The 24,937-nt window shown below is 53.1% G+C and carries 19 protein-coding genes and 4 pseudogenes; 5 read left to right on the top strand and 18 right to left on the bottom strand.

The features are described from left to right. Positions 1-57 precede the first annotated feature (57 nt). From K5E40_RS28910 to K5E40_RS28930, 5 genes are all read right to left on the bottom strand, one after another. The gene (locus tag K5E40_RS28910; protein ID WP_221733652.1) at positions 58-1,155 is read right to left on the bottom strand and encodes a glycosyltransferase; all 1,098 of its coding nucleotides are present in this window, start codon (positions 1,153-1,155) and stop codon (positions 58-60) included. After that, on the bottom strand, positions 1,152-2,648 hold the full coding sequence (locus tag K5E40_RS28915) for a bifunctional 2-polyprenyl-6-hydroxyphenol methylase/3-demethylubiquinol 3-O-methyltransferase UbiG (RefSeq protein WP_221733653.1): 1,497 nt from the start codon (positions 2,646-2,648) through the stop codon (positions 1,152-1,154). The genes K5E40_RS28910 and K5E40_RS28915 overlap by 4 nt, the downstream gene beginning before the upstream one ends. Further along, positions 2,617-3,855 (bottom strand): ABC transporter ATP-binding protein, encoded by a 1,239-nt coding sequence (locus K5E40_RS28920; RefSeq protein WP_221733654.1) that lies wholly within the window; start codon positions 3,853-3,855, stop codon positions 2,617-2,619. Before K5E40_RS28920 ends, K5E40_RS28915 begins: the two co-directional genes overlap by 32 nt. Before the next feature lie 189 nt (positions 3,856-4,044). Beyond that, positions 4,045-5,229, bottom strand: coding sequence for a glycosyltransferase family 1 protein (locus tag K5E40_RS28925; RefSeq protein ID WP_221733655.1), 1,185 nt, complete (start codon positions 5,227-5,229; stop codon positions 4,045-4,047). Beyond that, entirely contained in the window at positions 5,226-6,185 is a 960-nt protein-coding gene (locus tag K5E40_RS28930) for a GDP-mannose 4,6-dehydratase (protein ID WP_221733656.1), read from the bottom strand. The genes K5E40_RS28925 and K5E40_RS28930 overlap by 4 nt, the downstream gene beginning before the upstream one ends. 248 nt (positions 6,186-6,433) lie before the next feature. Between K5E40_RS28930 and K5E40_RS28935 the strand changes: the two genes are divergently transcribed. Next, positions 6,434-7,852 (top strand): mannose-1-phosphate guanylyltransferase/mannose-6-phosphate isomerase, encoded by a 1,419-nt coding sequence (locus K5E40_RS28935; RefSeq protein WP_221733657.1) that lies wholly within the window; start codon positions 6,434-6,436, stop codon positions 7,850-7,852. Positions 7,853-8,109: 257 nt separating this feature from the next. After that, positions 8,110-8,442, top strand: coding sequence for a hypothetical protein (locus K5E40_RS28940; protein ID WP_221733658.1), 333 nt, complete (start codon positions 8,110-8,112; stop codon positions 8,440-8,442). 473 nt (positions 8,443-8,915) lie between these two features. Here K5E40_RS28940 and K5E40_RS28945 read toward each other — a convergent pair whose 3' ends face one another. From K5E40_RS28945 to K5E40_RS28960, 4 genes and pseudogenes are all read right to left on the bottom strand, one after another. Beyond that, the gene (locus K5E40_RS28945; protein WP_221733659.1) at positions 8,916-9,191 is read right to left on the bottom strand and encodes a type II toxin-antitoxin system RelE/ParE family toxin; all 276 of its coding nucleotides are present in this window, start codon (positions 9,189-9,191) and stop codon (positions 8,916-8,918) included. Continuing rightward, entirely contained in the window at positions 9,191-9,463 is a 273-nt protein-coding gene (locus tag K5E40_RS28950; RefSeq protein ID WP_221733660.1) for a CopG family ribbon-helix-helix protein, read from the bottom strand. The genes K5E40_RS28945 and K5E40_RS28950 overlap by 1 nt, the downstream gene beginning before the upstream one ends. A gap of 74 nt (positions 9,464-9,537) precedes the next feature. Then, positions 9,538-10,094, bottom strand: a pseudogene (locus tag K5E40_RS28955) (transposase); the annotation flags it as partial. Positions 10,095-10,376: 282 nt separating this feature from the next. After that, a complete protein-coding gene (locus tag K5E40_RS28960) occupies positions 10,377-14,204 on the bottom strand; it encodes a DUF4214 domain-containing protein (protein ID WP_221733661.1) in 3,828 nt (1,275 codons plus the stop codon). A gap of 588 nt (positions 14,205-14,792) precedes the next feature. On the opposite strand from K5E40_RS28960, the gene K5E40_RS28965 reads away from it, so the two are divergent. Next, positions 14,793-16,001 (top strand): site-specific integrase, encoded by a 1,209-nt coding sequence (locus K5E40_RS28965; RefSeq protein WP_221733662.1) that lies wholly within the window; start codon positions 14,793-14,795, stop codon positions 15,999-16,001. Here the strand turns inward: K5E40_RS28965 and K5E40_RS28970 are convergent. From K5E40_RS28970 to K5E40_RS28980, 3 genes are all read right to left on the bottom strand, one after another. Beyond that, the gene (locus K5E40_RS28970) at positions 15,970-17,001 is read right to left on the bottom strand and encodes a DNA replication terminus site-binding protein (protein WP_221733663.1); all 1,032 of its coding nucleotides are present in this window, start codon (positions 16,999-17,001) and stop codon (positions 15,970-15,972) included. The genes K5E40_RS28965 and K5E40_RS28970 overlap by 32 nt on opposite strands. Positions 17,002-17,191: 190 nt before the next feature. Beyond that, positions 17,192-17,503 carry a hypothetical protein gene (locus K5E40_RS28975; protein WP_221733664.1) on the bottom strand — a complete coding sequence of 104 codons (312 nt, stop codon included), beginning with the start codon at positions 17,501-17,503 and terminating at the stop codon, positions 17,192-17,194. Then, a complete protein-coding gene (locus tag K5E40_RS28980; protein ID WP_047539386.1) occupies positions 17,500-18,132 on the bottom strand; it encodes a ParA family protein in 633 nt (210 codons plus the stop codon). The genes K5E40_RS28975 and K5E40_RS28980 overlap by 4 nt, the downstream gene beginning before the upstream one ends. A 769-nt stretch (positions 18,133-18,901) precedes the next feature. On the opposite strand from K5E40_RS28980, the gene K5E40_RS28985 reads away from it, so the two are divergent. Next, a complete protein-coding gene (locus K5E40_RS28985) occupies positions 18,902-19,636 on the top strand; it encodes a replication initiation protein (RefSeq protein ID WP_221733665.1) in 735 nt (244 codons plus the stop codon). Positions 19,637-19,877: 241 nt separating this feature from the next. Here the strand turns inward: K5E40_RS28985 and K5E40_RS35190 are convergent. The 6 genes and pseudogenes from K5E40_RS35190 to K5E40_RS29010 all read right to left on the bottom strand — a co-directional run. Further along, a pseudogene (locus K5E40_RS35190) lies at positions 19,878-20,163 on the bottom strand (integrase); the annotation flags it as partial. 1,726 nt (positions 20,164-21,889) lie between these two features. Further along, positions 21,890-22,153 (bottom strand): hypothetical protein, encoded by a 264-nt coding sequence (locus tag K5E40_RS28990; protein WP_221733666.1) that lies wholly within the window; start codon positions 22,151-22,153, stop codon positions 21,890-21,892. Positions 22,154-22,239: 86 nt separating this feature from the next. Further along, a pseudogene (locus K5E40_RS28995) lies at positions 22,240-22,398 on the bottom strand (transposase domain-containing protein); the annotation flags it as partial. 56 nt (positions 22,399-22,454) lie between these two features. Continuing rightward, positions 22,455-22,730: a hypothetical protein gene (locus tag K5E40_RS29000; protein WP_260456124.1), complete on the bottom strand. Its 276-nt coding sequence runs from the start codon at positions 22,728-22,730 to the stop codon at positions 22,455-22,457. A gap of 314 nt (positions 22,731-23,044) precedes the next feature. Beyond that, positions 23,045-23,588 (bottom strand): annotated as a pseudogene (locus K5E40_RS29005) (tyrosine-type recombinase/integrase); the annotation flags it as partial. Positions 23,589-23,768: 180 nt separating this feature from the next. Beyond that, the gene (locus K5E40_RS29010) at positions 23,769-24,116 is read right to left on the bottom strand and encodes a hypothetical protein (protein ID WP_221733667.1); all 348 of its coding nucleotides are present in this window, start codon (positions 24,114-24,116) and stop codon (positions 23,769-23,771) included. A gap of 157 nt (positions 24,117-24,273) precedes the next feature. Here K5E40_RS29010 and K5E40_RS29015 point away from each other — a divergent pair, with 157 nt between their 5' ends. Next, a complete protein-coding gene (locus K5E40_RS29015) occupies positions 24,274-24,924 on the top strand; it encodes a hypothetical protein (RefSeq protein ID WP_221733668.1) in 651 nt (216 codons plus the stop codon). The last annotated feature ends 13 nt before the right edge of the window (positions 24,925-24,937 follow it).

A 24,937-nucleotide genomic window follows, 5' to 3' on the forward strand; every position in this document is an offset into this window, starting at 1 on the left:
GCCGCAGGTTATGCGGCTACAGACAGCTCCTGTTCCAAGAGGGGGTGGGGGCCAGGTTTAGGCTTTGACGGTCGGTATGAAGTCGAACTGATCAAGCCAGACCGCGAGTGCCTTGCGCAGATTCTGACGTTCATAGCGCTGCAAGTTTTGCAGGCCCGCCGTAATTAAAGCCTCCCTCAGACCTGGCTCGGTATTGAGGAGATGGCTGGCTAGCGCAAATTCGACAGGGTCGTCGTTTCCCAATAGCAAACCACCTTCACCGAGTGTGTCGGGGATATTGGAATGCGCCTGGGCGATCACAGGTAACGAGGAATAGTTGGCTTCCAGTAATGGCATGCAGAAGCCTTCGTGTGCGCTTGCACACCAGTACTGATGAGCGTTCTCGTACAACCAGCGCAACTCGGGTTCCGAGCACTTTCCTACCAGTAGGACTTCCTTCTGCAAGCCCAGCTTCAAGATGTGTTGTTGCAAGCCCCGCGCATAGTCTTCGCTGGTGGTGTCGCCAACCAGGATCAGTCGTTGCGCTGGCTGAGGAGTCTGCTGCTGATATCGCAATAAGTGATAAAAAGCCTCGATCAGCAGATATTGGCGTTTATTTTCGGCCAGTCGCCCAACGCCAAGGTAATAGCGGGTGTTCTCAGAGTGCTTGGCAATGAATTTAGGGGGACTCTTGAGCCCCTCCAATCGACGAGTATCCACCAGTAACGGGAGAGTTTCACTGCGTAAATAACCAGCCTCCTCTAACTCGCGTTGATTGAGCGGCGAGTCGGCCAAAGCATGAACGAATTCGCTGCGCCATTCTTTGAGCTGTACCAGACCCAATTCGGCATAGCGGCGCAAAACGCTGGACTCTGGGAAAAACTCGGGAGGGGTGATGTTGTGGTAAACCATTGCTTTGGGGCAGCGTTGCTCAAACAACCAGGCGCCATGGTCGTGCCCCATGGAATGGTGATACAGCATCAGGGCACACTCATGCGCTCGGAACATACTCGCAGGCAGTACTTCCCCAACGAGGGCATCGGGGATCGAGAAGCTGTAGATGTCAGACTCATACCCCAGATCACGCAACAGACTACGGGTAAATATCAGCCCGTTGGTGACACCGTCCCCTGCCGCAACGCTCGGGGCAAATTGATCAACACGTACGTTGTTCATGAAAGGCTCTTGCTGGCCGTGACTGCGTAGTCTTGTGGGCCGTAGAACAGCGCATCACAACGTCGGGATACTTCGCTGTCTTCGTTTAAAGCGTATTCGCGTGGAATCGGATTAATACGATGGATCTGCACTTGCTCAAAGCCTTTAAATTCCACCAGGAACTCAGTGAACGCTGGCGGTAACGGATGGATATGTGTCGGGTCGGTGTGGAAATGCGTGGCAGCAGAAATAAGGTTTTCCGGGTTCGGTGTTTCGAAAATCACCACGCCGCCCGGGGCGAGTACGCGCTGGCATTCATCGAGCAAAATGTTGAATTGTTCAAAGCTCAGGTGTTCGATGACGTGAAAGGCCGTGATGACAGCAATGCTATTTTTCGGTTGGTTGGCCAACCAGACCAAAGCGTCTTGTTGCACTGCGTTCAGGCCTTGAGTATGGCAGGCCTCGACATTCATTGAGTTCAGATCGATGCCAACACATTGGAAGCGTTCCGGCAGCATCTGCAACCACTCGCCGCGACCGCAACCGATATCCACTAGTGGCAGGCCTTTGATTAGAGGGGCCACTTTGTCGAGCATTGGCAGGTAGTACGACTGGCGCGAGCGGATAGTTTCAGCGTCGCCACGGAAGCGATTTTCGAACGCCAGGTAGAAGCTGTCAGGAATACTGCTTTGTGCCTGTGCCTGTGCCTGTGCCTGTGCCTGTGGCGCTGGTTGCGAAGCAGTGGCCACGATGTTGGCGTTTGCATCAGCATTCGCGGCCTGAGGCCTCTTCTCCAGAAGATTCAGTCTGACGCGAAGTTCTTGTTGAACATTTTTGGCTTGTTGCAGTTCCGCCTCTAGACGTGAGAACTCAGCGGCTTGGCGATTTTGCGCCTCATGTTGTTCTTGCAGCGCTGTTTGGTGGTCTTGCAGGTATTGATAGGCATCTTGCAACTTATGTTGCTGAGTACTGAGCAAGTTCTTCTGAGCCAGAGTCCTGTTGTTTTGCAATTGATTCTGGCGGACCAGCATATCCAGACGGGCGGTGTAATGGCGGTGACGCGACTCGGTCAGGGCCATACCGTAAACGCTGAGAATTATATTGCCCAACACCGGGATGCGACGAATGACGGCTTTCACCCAGGCACGGCGAAGACCATGCACTTCGGCGTTGTGTACTTTGCCTTCCGGTGAAAAGCGCAGACGCGCCAGCAATTCAAACTTATCCCCGCCGGCGTGAAGCTCCTGCAACCCCTGCTGGATCTCTGTGCTCTGGGCTTTACGTCCCAGCAACGCTGGGTAAGCAGCCTTGATCAGCGCTTTGTCGTTGAGCTGGACCAGTTCCATCCAGGCATAAGTGCGATCAGCCGGTTCTGCAGGAAAAGGGTCAAATGTGGGTAGTGAACGTCCGCTGTTTTCCAGCTTATAACGCTGTACCTCTGCCTCGATCCGACGATTGAGTTCCTGAAAATCGAGGTCGGGATTATTCGGTATGAGCATTACGTAACGTTCCATTGAAAGTATCAGGTTGTGCCGGGATTTCTTGTAGCGTGGGAGTCAAATCGCAGATACCGCCAAAGAAAGAACCATTTATCCCTGCTACTTCGAAGCCAATGGCATTGTCGTGCCAGTGGTAGCAGTTGTTGGTGTGATCGGCGCCATCATGCAGTGCGAGGGTAATTGTATATTTGCCGGGCGCCAGTCGCATGGAGAAGCTATAGCGCAAATTTTTGCGCTCACCGCTCAGCATTGCAATCGGGTAGTTCAAGTAATGGCTGTTAGTGCCGAAAATATCCTGCCCAAAACGGTCGCGAATCATCAGCCCCAGCGAGACATCCGCGAGATCCTGTTGCGCCGCGATGGTGACATCCAGCATTGCGGTGTCGCCGCTGGAAAGGATTGTACTTTTTGATCCTGCCCCGGCAAAAACGATTTGCTCAAGAATTGCCTGCCGCGATCCATAGCCACTTTCTACGACGGGAGCGCGTTCGCTGTAATCCTCGTCATCGGCACCCAATAGTTGGTTGTAGACGTTAACCGCATTCTCGGGATAGTCATTGGCGACGATTTTTCCTTCGCTGAGCACGATGGCGCGATCGCAGATCATTTTGACGGCGTTCAGGTCATGGGATACGAAAATGATCGAACCACCCTTGGCGCGAAACTCCTTGATGCGGCGCATGCACTTTTGTTGAAAGTGACCGTCCCCCACCGACAATGCCTCATCGATCAAGAAGGTATCCGGATCGGCATGAATGGCGATGGAGAACGCAAGGCGCATGCTCATGCCCGAGGAGTAGGTACGGATCGGCTCGTGAATGAAGGCACCCAGTTCGGAGAAATCGACGATAGATTGTCGACGCTCTTCGATTTGTTGACGTGTCATGCCCAGCAGCAGGCCATTACCCACAATGTTTTGTGAACCACTCAGGTTTGGATCGAAGCCGGTCCCCAGTTCCAGCAAGCCGGTGACTCGACCGGTGATCTTGATTTGGCCAGAATCGGGAAGCAGAACGCCGTTCAGCATTTTCAGAAGGGTGGATTTGCCCGCACCGTTGCGACCCAGTATCCCCAAGGTTTCACCACTGGCGACACTGAACGTGATGTTGTCCAAGGCTCTGTGATGGCGATGGAAACTGCGTCGCAGGACGATTTCTTTCAGCCGGTGCCAAGGTCTACTGTAGAGCTTGAACTCTTTGCAGACGTTTTCCACTTCAAGCATGGGTGCAACTCTTAAGTTGGTGTGGCATTTTCGGAATGAATACCCGCCCCTCATTGAGGAGATGTAGATGTGAATCAGGCGGCGGAGCCTAACATGAGTGACTTTCAGGAGCATTTACTGCGTGGTGAAGAGCGCCTTCAGCCTCATTTAAAACGTACGCGCTCAAGTTGCTCCGGTGGCCTGAAGATTTCAAGGAGTGACCTCCCGGTATATTTCCAGTGTCTGCTGGGCGCAGCGTTTCCAGGAGAAATATTTTGAACGTGCAAGGCCGGCCTCTGCGAAGGCGTTGCGAGACGACTCGTTGGCCAGCAGTTCGCTCAGGTGTTCGGTCAGTTGCTCATGATTACCACGGTCTACCAACAGTGCACTGCCTTCAGTGAACTCGGCCATGGATGTATCGGCAGTGCAGATCACCGGTACGCCACAACTCATGGCTTCCAGTACGGGCAAACCAAATCCTTCATATAAGGATGGGTACGCGAATACCGTTGCCCCTGCATAGAGCGTCGGCAGGTCATTGCCGGGTACGAAAGACAGCTGACGCAGGCCGTGGCTGACTTCTAGTGCCTTGATGCGGTTGTTCAGTGCCTCGTTATGCCAGCCCGGTGCCCCGGCCAATACCAATGGAAACTCTTCGCGCAGTGCCTTGGGCAAGCGACACCAGGCGTCGATGAGTGTGTCGACGCCCTTTCGTGGCTCCAGTGTCCCAACGAACAGCACATAGCGGCCATGTTTCAGGCCGTAGCGCTCCAGTGCCGGTTGGGTTTGTTCGGCGGTTTTCGGCCGATAGACCTCGGCCGCCCCCAAATACACGGTCCGTACTTTGTTGGAGCTAACGCCGAAGTCGCTGATCAGTTCGTTGCGAATCTCGTCTGAATCCGTGATCAGAAAGTCTGCACGTGCCAACGTTTTTGGCAGTTGTGAGCTGAGCCAGTCCACCCGCTTTTGCGGATGGAACTGCGGGTAATGAATGAATGAAAGATCATGAATAGTGGCTACGCTAGGGCCACTATGCGTCTTGAGCATGAAATTTGGCTCATGATAGACATAACCGCGTAGCTGGCTGGTCCGTAGGCGCAATTGGGCGTTGCGCAAAATTTCCCGAGCGCGATAGACGAAGGTCCAGCGCCGCAGCCAGGCCCGTAGATTGGCCTGGTTGAATTTCGGCCCAACGGCTTTCTCCGTAATCACATACTGGCTGTTGGCGCTGACGCAATTGGCCAGGGCCTGCTCAGTTGTGCAGTAGGTAGAACCCAGAAAACATTTGATCTCTTCGATGTCTTCGGCTTGCAATTGCTCGATCAGATTGAAAGTGTAATTTCCGATTCCAGTCAGCGGTGGAATCAATGATTCGATGTTGAGCAGAAGCTTCATGAGGTCAGACTTGCCTGGGCACGCCATGCGGCGAGCAGATCGGTGAGGGTGTCATTCAGGTCTATTGCAGGCTGCCAGCCAGTGAACTGACAGATCGCTGTACTGTTGCCACTGGCGCTACTGATGTCGGAAGGGCGCATGCGCTCTGGGTCTTCGACGATTTCGATTTTTTGAGAACTCAGATCTAGCAGGTCGTTGAGTATTGTCTGAATCTTGCGCGGCTGGCCGCTGGAAATATTAAAGCAGCGTGGATAATTTGCTTGCTGGTCAGCAAGTTTCAGCAATTGTAGGTAGGCGGCGCATACGTCGCGTACGTCCAGGAAATCGCGCTCGGCCTGCAGGTTGCCAACTTTCATTTGAGGCGGTTGCTGGCCTGCTTCAATCAAGGCGATCTGGCGGGCGAACGAGGCCGTGACAAACTCAGCCGATTGACCTGCGCCGATATGGTTGAACGGCCGCACGATCACCCCGGCCATGCCTTGGCGGAAGTACTCGTGAAAGGCGGCTTCAGCGGCGAGCTTGCTGGCAGCGTACGGGTTCATCGGTTGGCATGGAGCACCCTCGTCCAGCGGAATACTTTGCTTGAACGTGGCACCGTAGACTTCCGAGGAACTCGCGAATAGAACGAACACCTTAGGTGCCTCTAAACGTAGGGCTTCAAGCAAGTTGAGGCAGCCCATGACGTTCGTTTGCCAGGTCAGCAATGGGTCTTTAAAGCTCAAGGCCACATTGGAAATGGCGGCCAGATGCACGACGAGATCAGGTTTGGCCTTCGCCACAGCTTGTCGCAGCGCGGCTGCATCGCGGATATCGCAGGAGATATGCTCGTTAGCCAATGTCGAACTACTACTCCCGTTCCCTGTCAGGGCAATGACGTGATGACCCGCCTGTTGCAGGGATGAACACAGGATTTTCCCGACAAAACCATTGGCGCCGGTGAGCAAGGTGCGTGTCATAGACAGGCTTCCGTATTAAATGACATGCAGAGTCTATCAGGGCGTCTGATGATTTTTTCAGACAATGTGCCCAGGTAGACATCTCGACAGCAGTACCTTGGCTTATATCCAGGGAAATGAGCTGGCGTTTGCACTACGCTCCATTATCGGTAGTGCCCATTGACTGCTGCCGAACAGTTGCATCCCCCTTGTAGGCCTCTGATAATGGCAAATTGGCTACCATTGCGTAGCAATTAGACGGAGTTGCTATGTTCACCCCTGTAATCCTTGCTGGCGGTAATGGTTCGCGTCTTTGGCCTTTGTCGCGTCAGAGCTTTCCAAAGCAATTCCTTGCCCTCGATGGCCAGGATCAAGGAACGATGTTTCAGCGCACATTGGCTCGTCTGCAGGGGCTGGAGCATTCACCCGCGATCATCGTGAGTAACGAACAGCACCGTTTCATCGTGGCCGAGCAGTTGCGGGTGTCGAAGATGACCAGCCGCCGGATCATTCTCGAGCCGCTGGCGCGCAATACCGCGCCGGCCATTGCCTTGGCGGCACTGGAAGCCACGGCCAACGGCAGCGATCCGATCCTGCTGGTGCTGGCTGCCGACCACCATATCCATGACGAAAAAGCCTTCCGTGACGCGGTCTCTCAAGCTCATGTTTATGCGGAAAAAGGGCATTTGGTGACGTTCGGCATCACGCCAACCCACGCCGAAACCGGTTTTGGTTACATTCAATGCGGTGCTGCGATTGACCAGGGCGGTTTCGCGATCGCCGCCTTCAAGGAAAAGCCATCGCCGGAAATGGCCGAGGAGTATTTGTCTTCGGGTGTTTATCTGTGGAACAGTGGCATGTTCATGTTTCGCGCCTCGGTGTTCCTGGCAGAGCTGAAGAAGCATCGCCCGGACATTCTGGCCACCTGCCACGTTGCGCTGGAACACGCCGAAGCTGACAGCCACTTCCTGCATGTGCAATCCGAGCATTTCATGATGTGCGCCGATGAGTCGGTGGACTATGCCGTGATGGAACACACCGACACAGGTTTAGTGGTGCCGCTGGATGCCGGCTGGAACGACCTTGGCAGTTGGGCTGCGATCTGGGACGTTGGCCCACACGACGCCAACAAAAATCGCCTTGAGGGCGACGTAATGGCCATTGATACCCGCAACTGCTTGGTTCAATCGCATCATCGTCTAGTGGCCACCGTCGGTCTTGATGACTTGATCGTCATCGAAACCAAGGACGCCGTGCTGGTCGCCAACAAGAACGACAGCCAGCAGGTCAAGGACGTGGTCAAACGTCTACTGGTCGAAGAGCGCGCAGAGTTTGTCACCCACCCACTGGTAAACCGTCCATGGGGCCACTACGACACGGTCGACAAGGGCGAACGCTATCAGGTCAAGCGGATCAGCGTGTTGCCGGGCGAATGCCTGTCGCTGCAGATGCATTACCATCGCGCCGAACACTGGATCGTGGTGTCCGGTACGGCTCGAGTGATTTGTGGTGACAATGAATTGATCCTTTCCGAGAACCAATCCACTTATATCCCGTTGGGGGTCAAGCATTCGCTGTCGAACCCGGGCAAGGTGCCGTTGGAGTTGATCGAAGTACAGTCCGGGGTTTACCTGGGCGAAGACGATATCGTGCGCTTCGAAGACCGTTACGGACGTTTGGCTAAATAATTAGCGGTCCGTATTCCCCTGCGCCTCCATTATGAAAAAGGGCAGCCTCAAGCAGACTGTGTGAAACCTAGCAATCTGCTGACCGGTTAAAGAAAATGCTCGTATCGTAAGATACGGGCATTTCTTTCATCCCGGTTATTTGAGTAGGGGCCACTGGCATAGTGGTCGACGAAGTCTGTGCAGCACTCGCCTAAACGGGGAAAAGTTTAGCCTTTCGCCCCGATCAGGCTATAAATAACGCCCCTCTGAGAAATGGTATGAATACAGAGTTGACGGAAGAAGAGATGCGCCGGGCGCTATTCGGTGATTCTGGGCCGCCTGCGCCCGCAATGAACTCACAGGTGCAAGACTCCGTTCCTGATGTCTTGATCGTGCAACCGGTAAAAGCAGCGACGAAAAAGAAAGTCTCAAAAGGCTTCACGCCCAGGCTGAGAGTCACGCTGCGGGTGGGAAATGAATTTGAAGGCAAGATGCACGAGATGGTACATGAGGCCGATACGCTGAGCTCCCTAGTTGCAGAGCAAGAGGCTACTAAGTTGGCTAGAAGAAAATTCAGGTTTGTGGAAGTGGTGTCGGTCAAGTCGATGTGAGTGGGTACTCTCACCCGGCTCGATCGCTTGGCATAGAACCGCCTTCGGTTGCCGCAGGTCACCTGACCGGTTCGTGTCGATTGAGGCCTCAAACATTGGGCACTATCACTCCCGAACAGCCCTACGGGGCTGCATCGGAAAGCGTTCATTGCCCAATCAAGCTGGCTGGGGACAATCATTACTGAACGCTTTACCAATGCAGCTACGACACGAAGGAAAAAACGACAATGTATCAATAGGCCCGATACGCATTACTTGTTACATTTTTTTTGGTTCGCTTCGAGTTGCGTTACTGACCAGCAGGCCAGTAATCCTCTAGACGACCCGTCGTATAAAGCAGTGCTGGACAGCAAAAGCAGGCTGCTCGGTCTGTGACGGTTTACAAGGTCGTGCCAACTGATGCCCTTGGCGTCCGACCTGTCATAGGCCCGCCTGGCCCAGCCCAGCAGCCAATCGCGACTTCTTTCATCATGCTACCGATCCTCGCGAGCGTGCCACAGGCGCAGTAGGTAGATAGTGGCGTCCACTATCTCGTAACGCATCTCGTAATGACCGATCTGAATTCGCCGTACATCCCGTGGCTCGAACTCTTCCAGGCGTTCGCCAATACGCGGGTTGGTCAGCAGCGTGATCGGTGCGGCCGTGAGTTGCTGCACTGTTCGTGCGGCGGCAGGCTGATTCACTGACGCCAGAAACTCGTACAGTCGGGCAATGTCGGAAAGCGCCTTACTTGTCCACTTCAACTCCATTAGTGCGGCACCGGCAACGGAGTGTCAGTGCTGAGGCTATCAGCCCAGGCCTGGACAGCTTGGTGGTCAATCACGCGGCCAGCGTCAACATCGGCCAAGGCCTCGCGGGTCAGGCGACTACGTTCTTCTTCCTGATCTATCCATGCGGACAGAGCCTGCTTGACGATCCAATTTTTGGAGCGTTCTAGGCGCTCAGCCATTAAATCGACCTTTTGGGCCAGTTGCTCAGGGACGTGGGCTGTCACGGATCGGGTTTTCGCGGTGGTTGCCATGCTCGGTTACTCCTGGCGTGATTCATCCTGACTACTTACACATCAATTTGATTCAAAATCAATCATATTGAATAACCATATATCAGGCGGTAGCCATTACTGAGTAATTCACTGACTTCAGTCCGTATTTCTTCGACCAAGATCGGTGTCGTCCAACACGCGACGGAGTCTGTCAGGCGTGGCAGTAGGATTGAGTCGAACCGTCAATTGCGAGCGCGCTACACCGAGACTTTCACTGATCAGTTTCACTAGCCGTCCCCCGGCAACAAGGGTGAGTGCGCAACCCCTTTTTGCGACCTGGCAATCTCCACCGCGTCCTGGAGGATCTCGACCTGCATGGTTTTTTGCCGAGCATCCGCTGCAATTCGCGGATTTTCTTGAGGGCATCGGCCAGCTCGGAAGCGGGCACGACGCTCTCTCCAGTACTGACGGCCGAAAGGCTGCCGCTCTGATAAAGCTTGCGCCACTGAAACAGCTGATTGTCATTTACGCCATTTTGCCGAGCCACTACCGAGACGCTTTGCCCTGGTTGTAAGCTCTCGCGAACCATGGCCAGTTTTTGCTCCGGGCTCCAGCGGCGAAGCCGCTCCTGGCCCCAAAGCTCATCACCGTTATCGTTTCTATTAGTCATATACACAGTCGTTTGCCTATCCCTTATGTTAAGGGGGAAGCGGTGTCCTGTTTTTCAGGGGGCTCGTCCATTGGCAATGTTAACCCTGCTATACCTGATTTTTTGTGCCCACCATGCCCGACGTTGATAAATAGGCAGTAACCAATGGATCGGAATATGTGGTGGCCGGATTGTTGTGAGCAAGAGCGCGCTGCGCTAGACGCTGTGTCGAAACAATAGCGTCCGTATTCCCAACGTAGTCATGATAAAAAAGGGCAGCCTCGAGGCTGCCCTTGTTGTTGGTCAGACCGTGAAGTCCCAAGTAGCAGGCGCTTTATTGTGCCCGGTCATTTCCAATGAGGTTAGCAGGCTATCGGCGACCTGGTCGAAGGTCAGGTGGCCTTCCTGGACTTGCTGAGTCCAATAGGCCTGCCCGGCTGCGTCGGCGGTACGGCCGAAGAACGCGGTATACAACGCCGCGATGTCATGGCTGGCTTCACCGTTGAAGGCTGTCGCGCCGGCTTCGGTGGAGTTGAAGATCGACAGTGCCACCTGGCCAATACTCATTGCCTGCTGGGTCCAATAATCGAAACCGGCCACATCCGCCTGCCGTCCCAACACGCTCTGGTAAAGCGCCGCCAAGGTGGCCTGCGTGGTGTCGGTCAGGATCGAAACAGCGCCGTCGGCAAAGCTCAGGCTTTCGACGTTAATGACTTTTACCTGCTGGCTCGGGTCGTCCTTGCTGCTGACGATGGTGAAGCCGCCATGCTGCTCGATGTTGTACAGCGAGCGGTCACCGCTGAATTGCACGATGTCGTTGTCCTGTCCGCCTTGCAGCGTCGTCTTGTTGGCCGCCGCGAAGGAGGTGATTTGCAAGGTATCGCTACCGCCGCCAGCGAATACGAAGCTGTTGCTGGCATTGACGATAAAGCTCTGGCTGGCGTCATCGCCCGTCAGCACCTGGCCAACGGTATTGCCCTGCACTTGGGCTTGTCCAACGATGGCCGAGAAGTTGACGTTGTTCAACTCCAGCGAGCCTTTGCTGTCCATTTGCCGGGTATCGATGACCAGGGCCGTTTGTTGCGTGCTGCTGGCCGAGCCAATCAACTGCAGCGCTTGGGTCGGGGCTGTGGTTGACGTCACCGGCGTGATGGTTTGCACCAGCAGCGCGGCGTAGGCGGACAATTTGTCCAGGAAATTTTGCCCGTTAACGTTCTGGTGAGCTTCGTCGGTGCTGGCCGTTACGGCGTCAATGGCGGCCTTGAGGGTCTCGCCACTGCTGCCGGCGGTCTTGACCGCACCACCCAGTGCCGTCAGGCCGTAGCCGACCGGGAGTTTGGCGGAGAGCGGCGCGGACGGACCGCTGCCCACCAGGTTGATGTCGGCCGTGTTGGCGATACCGGTGTCGTCTTGACGCGAGTCCGTGACCAGGCCAACCGTGACGCTGCTGCCGGCTTCGCCATTGGGCAGCGTGGTCGGTGTGGTGCTGGTCTCGACACCGTCGACCAGGACCGGTGGTGTAACAGGTGTGACAGGCGTGGTCGGTATGGCACTGACCGTGATACCCAGCGTTTTATCGGCATTGAGTGGCGCGCCACCGCTATTGCCTTGGTCATCGACCAGGACCTTGACCGTGGCGCTGCCGGTGTATCCAGACGCCGGAGTGAACTTCAGATCGTTCAAGGCAGCGTTAATGTCAGTGAGGTTGCCAGTGACGGTGATGCTCGCTTCGTCGGTACCGGTTCCGCCCAAAATCGTCAGTCCACTTACACCACTCAGGCTGAGCAAGCCATGAGTGGCGGTCAGTGTGACCTTGACGTCGCTGGTGCCTGCATCCACATCGCTTATGCTGATCTGGTTGTGGTTCGCTGCATTGAAGGTTAGCGCTGCGTCCTTCTGGATGTTTTGAGTGGCGGAAGCCAGCGTGATCACCGGTGTGTCGTTGCTCTGGGTCAGCGTTACCGTCTGTGTGAATGCCTGGCTATCGATAGTGCTATCGTTGACGCTGAAATTGATCGTGCGATGAGCGCCAGTGGGTGCTTGCGAGGTGTTTTCGTACTTCACCGAAGAAAGTGCGGCATGCCATTGCGCCAGCGTGGCCGCGGTGGCTGAAGTCAGTGTCAGCACGCCAGTGCTGGCGTCGTAAGTGGCACTGATGTCGCCCATGCTCGCGTTATTGCTGACAAAAGTCAGCAGGTCTTGGCCTGCGTGGAAGTCGGCGATTGCGACCTTGGCCCCCGTCATTGTGGTGTTGTCTGCGTCGGTCACGATCAGGCCGGCATTGATGACGACTGCGCCACCATCTTCGATGAACGTCGTGGCAACGGAAGATAAAGTTGTGATGACTGGAGCGTCGTTAACCTGGCCAATGCTCACAGCTTTAGTGGCAACGGCGCTATTTTCTGTACCGTCGTTGATGCTGAAACTGATAGTGCGTGCTTGAACATCAGGTGTCGTGGAGTTGTTGTTGTACGACACCGATGCCAGTGCCGCTTGCCATTGCGCAAGGGTGGCGGTGGCTCCCGGCGAGGTCAACGTCATGCTGCCCGCGGCGTCGTAGCTGGCAACGATGTTACCCATGGTGCTGCTGTCGTTGGCGAATACCAACTCATCTTCACTGGCGACGAACCCGCCGCTGATACTGACCTCGGCGCTTGCCAGGGTAGGGCTGTCAAGGTCAGTCAGGGTCAGGCTGCTATCGATGCTCACCTTGCCACTGCCTTCAACGAACGAGGTAACACCGTTTGAGCTCTGTACGATCGGCGTATCGTTGACGCTGCCCACGGTGACAACTTTGGTGCCGGTAGCGCTCTCGGAAGTCCCGTCATTGACGACGAAGCTGATGGTGCGGTTGTTGGTATTGGGGGCGTCTGAACTGTTGGTGTAAGTGACCGAACGCAAGGCGGCCTGCCATTGTGCGAGTGTGGCCGTTGCGCCATTAGAGGTCAGCTCCAAGACACCAGTGCTGCTGCTATAGCTGGCGCTAATGTTGCCCATGGTTGAAGGATTGTTGTTGCTGAACAACAACTGGTCTTCGCCACTGTGGAAGTTCCCGGTCACGCTGACGGTCGCCTTGGCCAGCGTTGCGTTGTCCGAGTCATTCAGGGTCAGACTGTTGTCGATCGCCACGGGCGTCGAGGTTACGTTGTTGCCTTCGGAAAACGCCGTAGTACCACCGGTGCTGATAACGACCGGGGCGGCGTTGGCTGGCGCGGCAACGGTCACTGTAACGTAGTCGTATAAATCTGCGGTATCTACACCGGTGTTGGCAGTGCCACCGTCGTCGCTGATGCTCACCAGATTGACGTAACGATCCCCCAGTGTCGGTTGGGTGCTGGTGTTTTCATACGTCATAGTTTCCAACAGCGCTTGCATGGCTGCAGGCAGGATCCCGCTGCTCATGGTCAAGCTGACCAGGGCAGAACCGTTGTTGTCGGTCACGCTGTAGCTGACGCCATTTCCCAGGCTACCGGTTTGGCCCGACGCCAAATGAACCGCAACACCGCCGAGCGTCAGAATTTCTCTGCTGCCGTCGGCTACGCCATCAACGCTCAGACTGAAATTATTGATGTTCTGCCCGGCTTCGACTGTGCTGACCTGGACATTGCTAAACAGAACGACTGCAGCGCCTGCGCTATAAAATATCGGGTCGTTTGCGTAGTTGATGACCGTCGGCGCTTCGTTGACTTTAATGATCGTCAGACTCAGGACGTAGTCGAAAACGTTAGTTCCGCCGCCCAGCACCAGGCTGTAAGGGCCCGCCGGGGCGATATTGCTATTACTGAAACTGGCTGTTAGGGCCCGGCTTTCAATCACCGTATTGCCATACATTGATTCCAGGTCAAACACGGATCCGCTATTAATAAGCACGTTGGAAATCGTGATCGAATAGCCACTGAGTGCGTAGCCCGTCGGAATGCTGAACGGGATGACGTCCGATGAATCACCAGCGCCGCCAGATTCGATGTGTCCGGTCCACGTGTTCGTACCCAGCTGGTTCAAGACCCATAAAGCCCGGGAGGGTTGTCCCAAGAAGTCCGTATAGGCCGTGAACGTATCCACGTCTCCGCTTGAGGACTCGTTGAAGTTGAGGAGACTGTTTAGCGTGATGTACGGGGTTGTGGAGGGCATGAACGTTCCTTGTCTGTCCCAGGGCTGCAGGACGAGGTCAGAAGAGACGGAAGAATTTTTATTGGATGATGTCCTGAAGCCAGTATAGATGCGTCGAAATCACTTTGATATCACGGCCCACGGTGGTTAGGCCTTCTAATAATCAGAGTTTTCGGCATCGTGAAATCTGTTTTTAGCTATCTAGCTAGCTAGAAATAATTGTAATTTACAGGTAACGACTACAAATTCCGGCTATTCAGTACGTCTAGAACGGGGCCTTGCCAGAATTAGTCAGGGCTACTCGATCAGTACGGTTTTGGCTGGACGCGAGGCATGTGCTTTCCGACTCTGAATCCCTGCAGGTTGGGCATTAACTTCCCTATCAGCAGTCGTTTTGGATTTCTGAATTTTAACGATGAGTGGTACGAGGTTGATCAGCTGCTCAAGTAAACCGTGTGGGATCTAGTGTGGGTTTGAGAATACAGTCCGTATAAAAATCTCATATTTTGTTGGGAAAAAACGCATATGTACGAGGATTTATACTCCGCGTACATTATAATTCGGACTTCGCCTTGCCACGGCCAACAAATTGAGGGTCCAACACCTAAAATGGCCAAATTGACGCAATCCTTTCTCCGTTCAGTTGAAACCCCAGGTAGCTATCATGATGAACGGGGGCTCATTCTGCGCGTCAGCGTTAATGGCACCAAGAATTGGATCTTGCGTTATCAGCTCAACAACCGACGTCATGATTTAGGATTGGGATCCTTCCCGACGGTTTCGTTGAAGGCTGCTCGACTGGCGGTCGACACCTATCGACTGGACCTTTCACAGGGGATTGATCCACTAACTAAACGGGCATCGCTGCAGTACGAGCAGACGCTGATAACGCGCGCGTCAGTGACGTTTCGCCACGAAGCTGAGCGGTATATCAGTACCCATAGTCAAAGCTGGAAAAACGTTCGGCACGTACAGCAATGGTCGAACTCTCTGCGCGATCATGTGTACCCATTACTAGGGGAAATGCCTGTAGGCAGCATCAAAACCGAGCATGTGCTGGATGTACTCATGCCGATCTGGACCAGCATTCCGGAAACAGCCTTTCGCCTGCGAAATCGTATTGAATTAGTGCTTGATGCAGCCAAAGCCAGGATGTTGCGCGAAGGAGAAAATCCAGCTCGCTGGAGAAGCCATCTCGATAAATTGTTGCCACGTCAAAAACGCGTAAAAGTACCTTTCAGTGCCATGCCGGCAGAGCGGCTAGGTCCGTTTATTCGGCAACTGGACAGCCTGGAGAGTACAGCCGCACGTGCGTGCGAGCTTCTCATCTATACAGCTTGCCGGAGCAATGAAGTGTGCGATGCTCGCTGGTCCGAGTTCGATTTCGCGGCAGGTATATGGACGATTGATGCAGTAAGAATGAAAGCAGGAAAGGTCCACCGTGTGCCGCTGTCAGCAGGCGCCATTCAGACCTTGGAGCAACAGCAAGGCAAACATCCCATCTATGTCTTCCCCAACGCCAGACGCTCCGGCAGTTTGCCCGGGAACGCTATTCGCCGTGTCATGGATGAGCTGCAGGCCGGCGAATACGTTCCCCATGGCTTTCGCTCTACCTTCCGCACTTGGTCTGCCGAACATACAAATTTCCCGAGAGAGATTTGTGAAATGGCGCTTGCCCACTCCTTAGAAGACAAAGTAGAAGCCGCGTATAACCGCGGCGATCTTTTAGATAAGCGGCGGCAATTGATGAATGAATGGGCAACCATTATCAGCGTTGGCGCGATGATTAGCTTTGATCATCAGGCAACAAAAAATTGAGATCCAGTTGTACTGTGTCAGGCGTTTCTTTAAGTATTTTTCGTTGACCGCCGGCTGAGTAGGTTGAGGATACGCTACTCGATTTGCTTACCTGCACATCTGCTTTGCGCTGGCCTACCAGGTCATCAGGGTTCAAATAGAGACTCATACGTGGGATCACTTCGATGCGCGTTTTTTTATCCGGCCTTTGGGCTTGACGCGCATACCGGTCAAAATTCCGTAGTTCGTGTACGTCGGTTGGATGATCTCCCGCTAATACAAACATGGGTAAGTTGCTATGAATCATTGCGTCGTAGCGTGAGTGTTCCGAGAAATACACCATTGCCCTCGGATGGGGAGCGACCTTTTTATATTTGATCAGGCTCGCTTGGTCAGTCAGGTTAACGATACGTCGCAATTCGGCGCCAGCCAGCGTTTGATCAACCTCAATCCCCTCTTTAATGGCCTGTTGTTTCGCAGTCTTGCCAAGTAACTCCCTGATCTTGCCAACCGCTACCCGCTCCCCTCCTGTGGTATGGCCAGCCCATGTGAATACAATTAGCCGCGGGCAGATATCAAAAGCCTGAATATGACGCAGCAATTGCTTCATGCTCATTTGACCACCTAACGCCTGGCGTAAGATTTTCGAACGTGCCGACGGCGCCAAATTCAACTCAACGCGCGTCTTCTCAATCTCCATCATGAGTTGATCTTTGAGCTGGTTGATCTCTCTCACCCAATGTAGAACGCTTGCGCTGAGGGCGAAGTACCCCGGTAAGCGCATGACAGTACCAGGTGCCTGACCAGGCATTCTTTCGAACATCGACATGGCTTGAAGCGCCGCATGAATCGCCGCGCTGCCTTCTAAAGCTCGAGCTTCAATATGATCGGTTGCTTTTTGTTCGGCCAATAACGGCAGCTGCCATACTTTCGACTGCACTACAAAATTTGGCCATACATTGCCGAACTCTTTGAGCGCGGCATTTAGACGACTGTGTGAATACACGATATCAACGATCATAATACCACCCCTAAAGAGCTGTTGTTAACCAGGCCTTATCCTCCCCTTTCCTGCTCGCCAAGGAGGGATAGGGTATCCGGTCTAATTCCTTCTAGGCTAGGGTGGTATTATTGTAAATGTTAAAAAATCACCTAGCGTCAAGCCTTGTAGATGACAATTCACAAAGATAGATATAACGCTATCTAGCTATCTATTCAAGATTATAGTGTTTCTTTAATAGCTGCTGGACGATTTCTGTTTCTGTTACTCGTTTTCCTGTCTTCGCTGATTCTTGAGCGGCTCCAAGCTTCAGAGCGCAAGCGATGTCCCAACGTAACCGAAATAATTTTTGCACCATAGGTTCTGGTTTGAGTGCTTCTATCATGTAAGACGCAGTTTCTTCGACTTCTGGTTGCTTTCGAGCAGGTGTAGATTTTGATAACGCCTTATCGGCCTCTCCACCTTCCAAAAAATCATTGGGATCTTTTCTGTAGCTTTTTATATCTGGCTTAGCCTTGATCATCCCAACACCTCAGCAAAGAAAGCATTCATTTCTTGAATTGCTGCATTGTCACGTTTGAGCTCATGAACGGTTGCGCCTTCACTGATGCAGCGACGAAATGCCACTCGTTCACAAATCTTAGTTTTAAAAACACTAAATGATTGCTCTTCAAGGAATGTGAGCATTTCTCCCGTGTCTTTTGTTCGTGTATCGACCCTGGAGAGCAGCATCCTCACGTCGAGCTCCGGGTTGTAATCTCGCGCTAGGTCTACGACGGTCAATAGGTCTGTCATAGCAGCAGCATCAAATGAGCTAGCGCCAACAGGTACGATTACAACTTCAGCAAGCAGCAATGCTGAACGTAAGCCCACGGAGTCTCGGCCTCCGGCATCTACAACGACATGTTCATATGCTGTTGCTAGCTGCCTGCCTTCGGAATTGATCGCTTTACCTTGGAGACAGACAGTTGTAGGACTAGGACTATATTCTGGGTTGTCTCGTCGCCATGCAGCCCAGCTGGCGGCGCTTGCTTGAGGGTCACCATCTATTAATAAGGTTTTCCCAAGTTTTGCTAGCATCGTTGCAAGGTGAACAGCTGTTGTTGTTTTCCCAACGCCACCTTTGGTATTTACACAAGCAAATATGGTCACTGTGGTTCTCTTCCTGTAAGAGGTTATGTGAACATTCATCTATCTAGATAGATATTAAGATAGCTAGATATATATTTTTTTGCTGCTTGTCAAATTGAATACGGGGTTTACAGTCACGAACAGTGAATACGGTTTTGGTTTTGTTTATAGGCACTCGCTTGGATCTATGTTGGATAAATCAATTTTAAGGCGGCTATTAGCCATTTTCAGGCACTTCAACAGGGTGGTTAATGGACCACCAAACCATTTAGGATTGTCCCCCTCTGCCGCGGCTTAGGCGGCCCTGTGTGATCTGGCTTTTTCTTTTGATTTTCAATCAAGACAAAAATAATTTTTAGCTCCTTTTTTAAAATCTTTTTATCTTGTTTTTAAAGCTTGTTTTTAAAGCTTGTTTTTAGCATCGCTGGAGGCCTTTGTTTCCGTGGCCTGCAGCGAGTCAACGACTACAGATTCTAGCTACACGACTACAGATTCCGGCTATGCCGACTACAGATTCCGGCTGTTACGACTACAGATTCCAGCTATGTCGACTACAGATTCCGGCTGTTATCCACAGGCATTCTGCTGGAAAAGAGTTATTTCTCTCTCCTCGATGCACCTTTGGAGAGGCATAAATCAGAAATCATCCGTATCGCAAAGTTATCGACTACAAATTCTGGCTATGGCCCAAAGCCATCCAATGACTACAAATTCTGGCTATGGGAAAACCATCACGCAGCGTGCCCTCAAGCTTGGTACTATCGACTCATAACGGCATCAGGATTAGTCGATGAGCTCCAAAGAACCGTCGTCATTGCTTGTCACAAAAGCCAATGATTTGATCAGCGCCTCCTATCGGCTGACTCTTCAAGAGCAACGTCTATTGCTGGCTGCAATTGCCCAGGTTGATCCACGTAAGCCAATGCCTTCCAAGATCACGGTTACTGCGGCTAGCTTCTCCGAGATCTATGGCATACCAATACGTTTTGCTTACACCAATCTCAAGGAGGCTGCTGACTCCCTCTACGAGCGTGACATTCAGACCTTTGATGGCAAGAACCGAACCCGTATCCGTTGGGTGTACAAGGCGACCTACGCAGAGGGTGAGGGTCGAGTGACCCTTAATTTCACTGTTGATGTAATTCCTTACCTATCGATGCTCAACAGCAAGCTCACTTCGTATGACCTACGTCGCGTGGCAAATCTGAATTCCATGCACAGTTTTCGGTTGTTCGAATTGATGATGCAATTCAAGAGCACCGGCATATTGATCATTGAGGTAGAGAAGCTACGGACGTTGTTGGATTTGGGCGATAGTTACAAGCGCTTCAACAATCTTCGGCAGAGGGTGATAGCGCCGTCTATCGCCGAAATTATGACGAAATCTGGAATCGTCATTACGTACCAAACCATCACTGAAGGTAAGGCTGTCAAAAGCCTGATTTTTCGCTTCCAAGAAGCGACTCAGCTACGGCTTTCCCTCGAGGATGGGCTGGAAGCTATTCAGGCTGAAAGCCTTGGTTAGAGAAAATGCCAGCAAAATCAAGCAATTTACTTAGCCTTGGTGTTATATAGCTAGCTATAATTGTAGTTAGCTACAAATTTTATTCTGGTTTCTAGTAGCCGGAATTTGTAGTCGATAGTACGCAATCAGTGCAGCCCGGTTATGTGTAATGTACGAGTTTTAGGATTTTCTCGACCGGCCGGCGACGGCTTCGATCAGGATCCTAAAGCTTTTGAAGCTCAAGCTGACCACCATGACGCCGTCAATACTTTACCTTGAATGTCGGCGAGTCTTCTGGTCGCGTATGGCGCCGATCGTACAATTTGGTGGTACTGATATTGCTATGTCCTAGCCAGACCTGAACCTTGACGATATCGGCTTCGTGCTCCAAGGCGCGCCTGGGCGTACTGGCCCACCAGTCTATAGAGAACGTTGGCGCTGATTCCGGCGCCGGTCGACCGACCGCGCAAAGGTCGGATCAGTGGCGCTTTGGGGGCTTCCCGGTGATGCCCCGAGGCTTCCAGGTAGGCATGGATACGCTCGGCCGAGTTTTAACTGACCAGTAGGATCATAAGAAGGGCGACCGGTGCCTTCGTGCAGCGCTCTATCGAAGCCCATTGCACCAGATCCAGTTTGGCGACGTGGCCTAACTTAGGGAGGGCCAAGTATGTTTAAGCTTTTGAAACATGCCTGGAGCTTCGTGGTGATTTGTGTCCATGTACATCGAATTGCTGCGAGATTAGGGGTGGGCCCGCATGAGCCGATTTATCACCACGCTGAAATAGACCATACCGACCGCCACACCTACAAGCTGCTTGATGACCTGTGCTGGCCAACGAAGACCTCGGCGCAATTATCGTGCCGCAGTGTTTTTTGACGATTTTTGCGAGCATTCAGATGCTGCACAACGCATTTTTTGTTCGTTTTATTCCCTTTGGAGGCCAGTTACGGAAGTTACGCTGCAACTGCGTACGAGTTGCTCGTACTTCGGTGGACAGGCAAGCGCAAGGAAGCAGACGCGGTGCTGTATCGAGCTTAACGCGCAGAGGGTGTCGCTCTATGGCGGGCGTGGCTGTTCTGGACCGGCGTCCAATAGACGGCGCCAAGGACTACCCAAGACCCCGACCCGCTCGGGTTTTCTTCGTCTGGGGGATTGAAAAAACGAAGCCTCAGCGAGCTGTAATCACTAAGGCTTCTATTTTCAACGATGGGGACGCATCGAGAACTTGCCGTAATGCTACCAGCGAAAGCCAAAAAAGCAAAACTCCAGCGATTCGCAATCACCAGGGCTTCTATTTCTCCCGTATCTCTTAGTACATGGAGAACGTGACGCAAATCCTAGTCCAGATAAAAGGTGAGGTTCAAGGAGATGATCGAGTGATATCATATCGCTATGTTTTCACTGGCGGGCTGGCGAAAACTCAAGGAGTGAGGATGTATCGTTCTTTCGTCATCGTATTTTCTGTGCTGCTGCTGGCTGCATTCTTATTTGCCTCACAAGGAGCGCTTTCAGGTTTATTGTTCTTACCTGGGTGGGCACCCTATCAATAACCCTTAAAAGTTTTTCCTATATAAACCCGCCAAGTGCGGGCTTTTTTTGCCTGAAGAAAAGTATGCCCATCATCCCGCAGCAGTTACTGCAGATCCTCCCGAACGCCGTTGGCGCCAAACGAGTGGCTGCGTTCATTGCCCTGATCGGATATAAATCTGGTCAGCTGGTCTACGTTCGTGAGATGTGGGGGCCATGAGTCGGATCAATAGCAGGCTCAATGGTCAGGCGGACCGCTTGAAGCTGTGGAGCAAGGCGACGGCGGTACTGGCATTAGTCCCGCCGCGCTGAAGATGGCGCTGGCTGGTGTACTCGGGCTGTAGCTGCTGATGGTGGGCGGGACATGGAAGGTGCAGGGGGCGCTATGGCAAGCAACTCGCCGAGCAGGCAGCATTACACAGGGTGATTTGACCGCCATCAGCAATGCGGCCGCTGACCAGGTGCGTACAGAACAGGACAAGCGCTTGGCTTTGGAAAGCCGTCTTCAAATAGTAGACGAAACGCATTTCAAGGAATTTAGCGATGCACAAAAAATATCTCTCGTTTGCGTAATCGCCTGCCAATGCTGATTTGCTACTGTCAGTCCTATTCGACGCCGCAGATCCAACCGGTGGCTGTTCAGTGCCAGCCGGACGCGCTGACAGCGTGCTAGGCTTACGTTCGGGAGGTTGCCACTGGACGATAAATTGGCACTCCTACTTTGAGTATTAGCAGAGGATTGAGGCTCAATGAGTGGTAAAGGACCTAGGAGCCGGAGCGCTATCAAATTTGGAAACCTCTTTGATCCAGAAACGACGATATTTAGTTTGGTCTGGCGGCAATGGCTTGTGATTTGACCAAGAGTGCTCGGCTTTCAGGCCGGCGCGATAGGCTTCCCACTCCTTTTCTTCTGCCACATTTTTCGCTGTCCTCTCGTTGTCGAACCAACCTAGTACATACACTTCGCCCTGGTCCTGGCCATGCTCAATCAGAAGGTAAATTTTGCTCATCAACTTTGCCTTGTAGCTGTTAATTGGGGTAAGCCTCCACTATGAGACATTGTCAGTGTATCGTCTGGGCATCCCGTTTTGCGCAACTAAACCGGTCGCCACCTATGCGGCGGCAGCTCCGCAATCTCACTTGCCCGCTGCGGCGGTAGGCGCGTGAGTACGTACTTCAAATAAGCATATGGATCATGCCCGTTGAGACGCGCCGACTGGATCAAACTCATGATCGCCGCTGCCCGTTTGCCGCTGCTCTTATGCCTTCATCCTCGAATCAGTCAAAACGCCATATCAATCGGACGCACACTCACTCATCAACTTGACGGATATCCAACACGGCCCAAACATTCAGATTTTGCTTTCGGGCCAGTTGTTCCGCTTCCATCTGCGCTGTCAGCGTACTGATCGAGCTGGATTGGTGTTCCAAACGAAAAGGCAAGCCCCCCGCTTTTTTGCGAACACTCAACACGACCAGCGTGTAGCGACGCGGCCGTTTTTGGGACGGTACCGGTGGTGCTTGTATCGGGCGATCGAGCCCGAGTGCGGAGCGCATTTCCTTTTCTGACAGTCCGGCATTACTCATCAACAGCGAACCTCACAGTATCGATGAATTTTCTGTTCGGGTGTGTCTCATTCGGCTTCTGCATATTTGCTATCAAGTTCCATTGCCTTAATTATTCGGGTGGTTTCAGAAACCAAATATATCTTATCGTCTTGAGTGACGGGCCTACTGTACATAACGGCATAACGGCATAACGGCATTACGGACAGGGGACAGTCAAGTGAAGGACTCTTTGATGCTCTTCTTCCTTACGAAGAATTTTTAAACATGGACTCCCAGTTGTCTTTACGCTCGATAATCGCTACGTGATCGGAGAAATCCGAATTATAAATCAATCGACCGCGCAAAGGCCGGAACAACGACGCTTTTGGGGCTTCCTGGTGATGCCCTGAGGCCTCCAGCTAGGCATGGATACGCTCGGTCGCGACGGGGTGCAAGGGAAGAGCTTTCAGCAGCGCCCTGACCTGGTGATCGCCGAGGGCCGGGGGCTTGCCTTCGTTAGTGTCGATCTTCGGTCGTTTGATCCCATGCCCCGGGTTGCCGCCGGCCACCGCATTGCTTTCCAGCAGGTGGTCGAACAGGCCGGCCAACGTCGCCAGTTTGCGACGGATGGTGGCGCCGGTCAGCCCGCGTTGCTCCAGCTGGGCGCGCTAGCTAGGCCAGTACATGCGAACGGGTCACCGCACGCAACTCATCCGCTGCAGTTAGCCCAACAAAACTGCAGAAGTCTTCCAGATCGCCCTGGTAAGCGCGGCGGGTGCGCGGGTTGTCGATATTGGCGAACCATTTGGCAGCAGCCGGCACAGCGGCCAATTGCTGGAACTCGGCCGAGGTCAGGCGACGTCCACCGACACCGGCGGGGATAATGACCTGGCTCATGTTGGCAGTTGCGCATTAATGCGCGCCTCGATAGCGGGCCACTCTGAAGAGGCTTTCAGTTCGCGGATCTGCCGCAGGTGATCGAGCTCGGGCACCAAGTGCTGCCAGCGCTGTTGTTCTTATTCTTGGTCAGCCGTTCGGATATCACGCTTAATCTCTACGCCGGCAGCGGCAAACCGCTTACACGCCTTGCTCCAGAACCCCACGGCGGTACCCACTTCGTGCAGAGGCAGCAGTGGCACCTGGTGATTGCACCACAGTCACCAGGCCACGACGTCGATAGTCGACCTCAATGGTCGGGTCGTAGATGTACCCCCGATCGTTGAGCGGATTAATCCCGTAGCAGATCCTCCCCGCGCGCTGACCATCGACCTTGATGGTGGCGACAAACTCGGTACCGGGAAAAGCGAAACTGCCGCGACAGGATTCCGCCCGCTGCGTCACTAGGAGGACACCCTCTGCACGCTGACTCAGGTTTTTGGCCTGACGCCGATGAAAAAAGTCACAAAGTGGTTCAAAAACGTCCATGTGCCTGCCCGGCTTAAAAGTGGTGATAACGGTTTTTATCGTTAGTTTTAAGAGGTTCACCAATTCGATTCCGATTCAGGTTTTATTTTAGAGTCTGTGTTGATTCATAAAATGAATCACTATATGGTGCTTCTACTTAACCAAAGGAGATTCACCAATGACAAGCATCCTCTCCCTGATCGAAAACTCTAAAAAAGCCAAAAAAGAGTCGATCGCTTCCACCGTCAGAATGCCCGAATCCCTGCATACCTTCATCGAAACACTGGCCAACGATTTAGAGCTGTCGAAGCACGAGATCATGCTCAAATTGCTCGAACAGGGGGCTGAGGCCGCCCAGCACGCATTGGACGAGGTGGAAAAGGCCGAGTTGACTCAGTTAGCTCTGGCGGAGGAAGTCGAGCCGCAACCAGCCGCCGGCTTCCACATTTTGAACACCAACAAGGCCCATACCGATGAGGATCATGAATGGATGTTGGCTCATAAAGCGGCTGCGGCGTTCTACTCGCCCTGGAAGCTGAACATCAACCGTATCAAGAAGGATGAAGTGGTGTTTCTGTACGAGAACGGCAAAGGCATCGTGGCCTATGGTCGAGGCACCGGTGACGTTCAGATGCGCGAGCATGAGGGTAAAAAGGACGAGTGCCACTACCAGGTCCTAGACGGATTCACGATTCTTGAGCAACCTCTTTCCGCTGCCGCCATCAAGAAAGCGCTGGATCGTAATGTGGTGTTTCTGAAGACCATGTCGGGCATGCCCGATGGGCAAAAGGTGCTTGATCTGATTGAGTCGAAGAAAGCGAAGTCTTGAAAAAAGTACCGTA

It is taken from the genome of Pseudomonas baetica (assembly GCF_019733355.1).
Classification (GTDB): Bacteria; Pseudomonadota; Gammaproteobacteria; order Pseudomonadales; family Pseudomonadaceae; genus Aquipseudomonas; species Aquipseudomonas baetica_A.

Coding starts and splice junctions, on each gene's coding strand:
- K5E40_RS28935 (WP_221733657.1), top strand. CDS start 6,434: ATGTTCACCCCTGTAATCCTTGCTGGCGGTAATGGTTCGCGTCTTTGG.
- K5E40_RS28940 (WP_221733658.1), top strand. CDS start 8,110: ATGAATACAGAGTTGACGGAAGAAGAGATGCGCCGGGCGCTATTCGGT.
- K5E40_RS28985 (WP_221733665.1), top strand. CDS start 18,902: ATGAGCTCCAAAGAACCGTCGTCATTGCTTGTCACAAAAGCCAATGAT.
- K5E40_RS28960 (WP_221733661.1), bottom strand. CDS start 14,204: ATGCCCTCCACAACCCCGTACATCACGCTAAACAGTCTCCTCAACTTC.
- K5E40_RS29015 (WP_221733668.1), top strand. CDS start 24,274: ATGACAAGCATCCTCTCCCTGATCGAAAACTCTAAAAAAGCCAAAAAA.
- K5E40_RS28990 (WP_221733666.1), bottom strand. CDS start 22,153: ATGAGCAAAATTTACCTTCTGATTGAGCATGGCCAGGACCAGGGCGAA.
- K5E40_RS29010 (WP_221733667.1), bottom strand. CDS start 24,116: ATGGACGTTTTTGAACCACTTTGTGACTTTTTTCATCGGCGTCAGGCC.
- K5E40_RS29000 (WP_260456124.1), bottom strand. CDS start 22,730: ATGAGTAATGCCGGACTGTCAGAAAAGGAAATGCGCTCCGCACTCGGG.
- K5E40_RS28975 (WP_221733664.1), bottom strand. CDS start 17,503: ATGATCAAGGCTAAGCCAGATATAAAAAGCTACAGAAAAGATCCCAAT.
- K5E40_RS28965 (WP_221733662.1), top strand. CDS start 14,793: ATGGCCAAATTGACGCAATCCTTTCTCCGTTCAGTTGAAACCCCAGGT.
- K5E40_RS28920 (WP_221733654.1), bottom strand. CDS start 3,855: ATGCTTGAAGTGGAAAACGTCTGCAAAGAGTTCAAGCTCTACAGTAGA.
- K5E40_RS28925 (WP_221733655.1), bottom strand. CDS start 5,229: ATGAAGCTTCTGCTCAACATCGAATCATTGATTCCACCGCTGACTGGA.
- K5E40_RS28910 (WP_221733652.1), bottom strand. CDS start 1,155: ATGAACAACGTACGTGTTGATCAATTTGCCCCGAGCGTTGCGGCAGGG.
- K5E40_RS28950 (WP_221733660.1), bottom strand. CDS start 9,463: ATGGCAACCACCGCGAAAACCCGATCCGTGACAGCCCACGTCCCTGAG.
- K5E40_RS28930 (WP_221733656.1), bottom strand. CDS start 6,185: ATGACACGCACCTTGCTCACCGGCGCCAATGGTTTTGTCGGGAAAATC.
- K5E40_RS28915 (WP_221733653.1), bottom strand. CDS start 2,648: ATGGAACGTTACGTAATGCTCATACCGAATAATCCCGACCTCGATTTT.
- K5E40_RS28945 (WP_221733659.1), bottom strand. CDS start 9,191: ATGGAGTTGAAGTGGACAAGTAAGGCGCTTTCCGACATTGCCCGACTG.
- K5E40_RS28970 (WP_221733663.1), bottom strand. CDS start 17,001: ATGATCGTTGATATCGTGTATTCACACAGTCGTCTAAATGCCGCGCTC.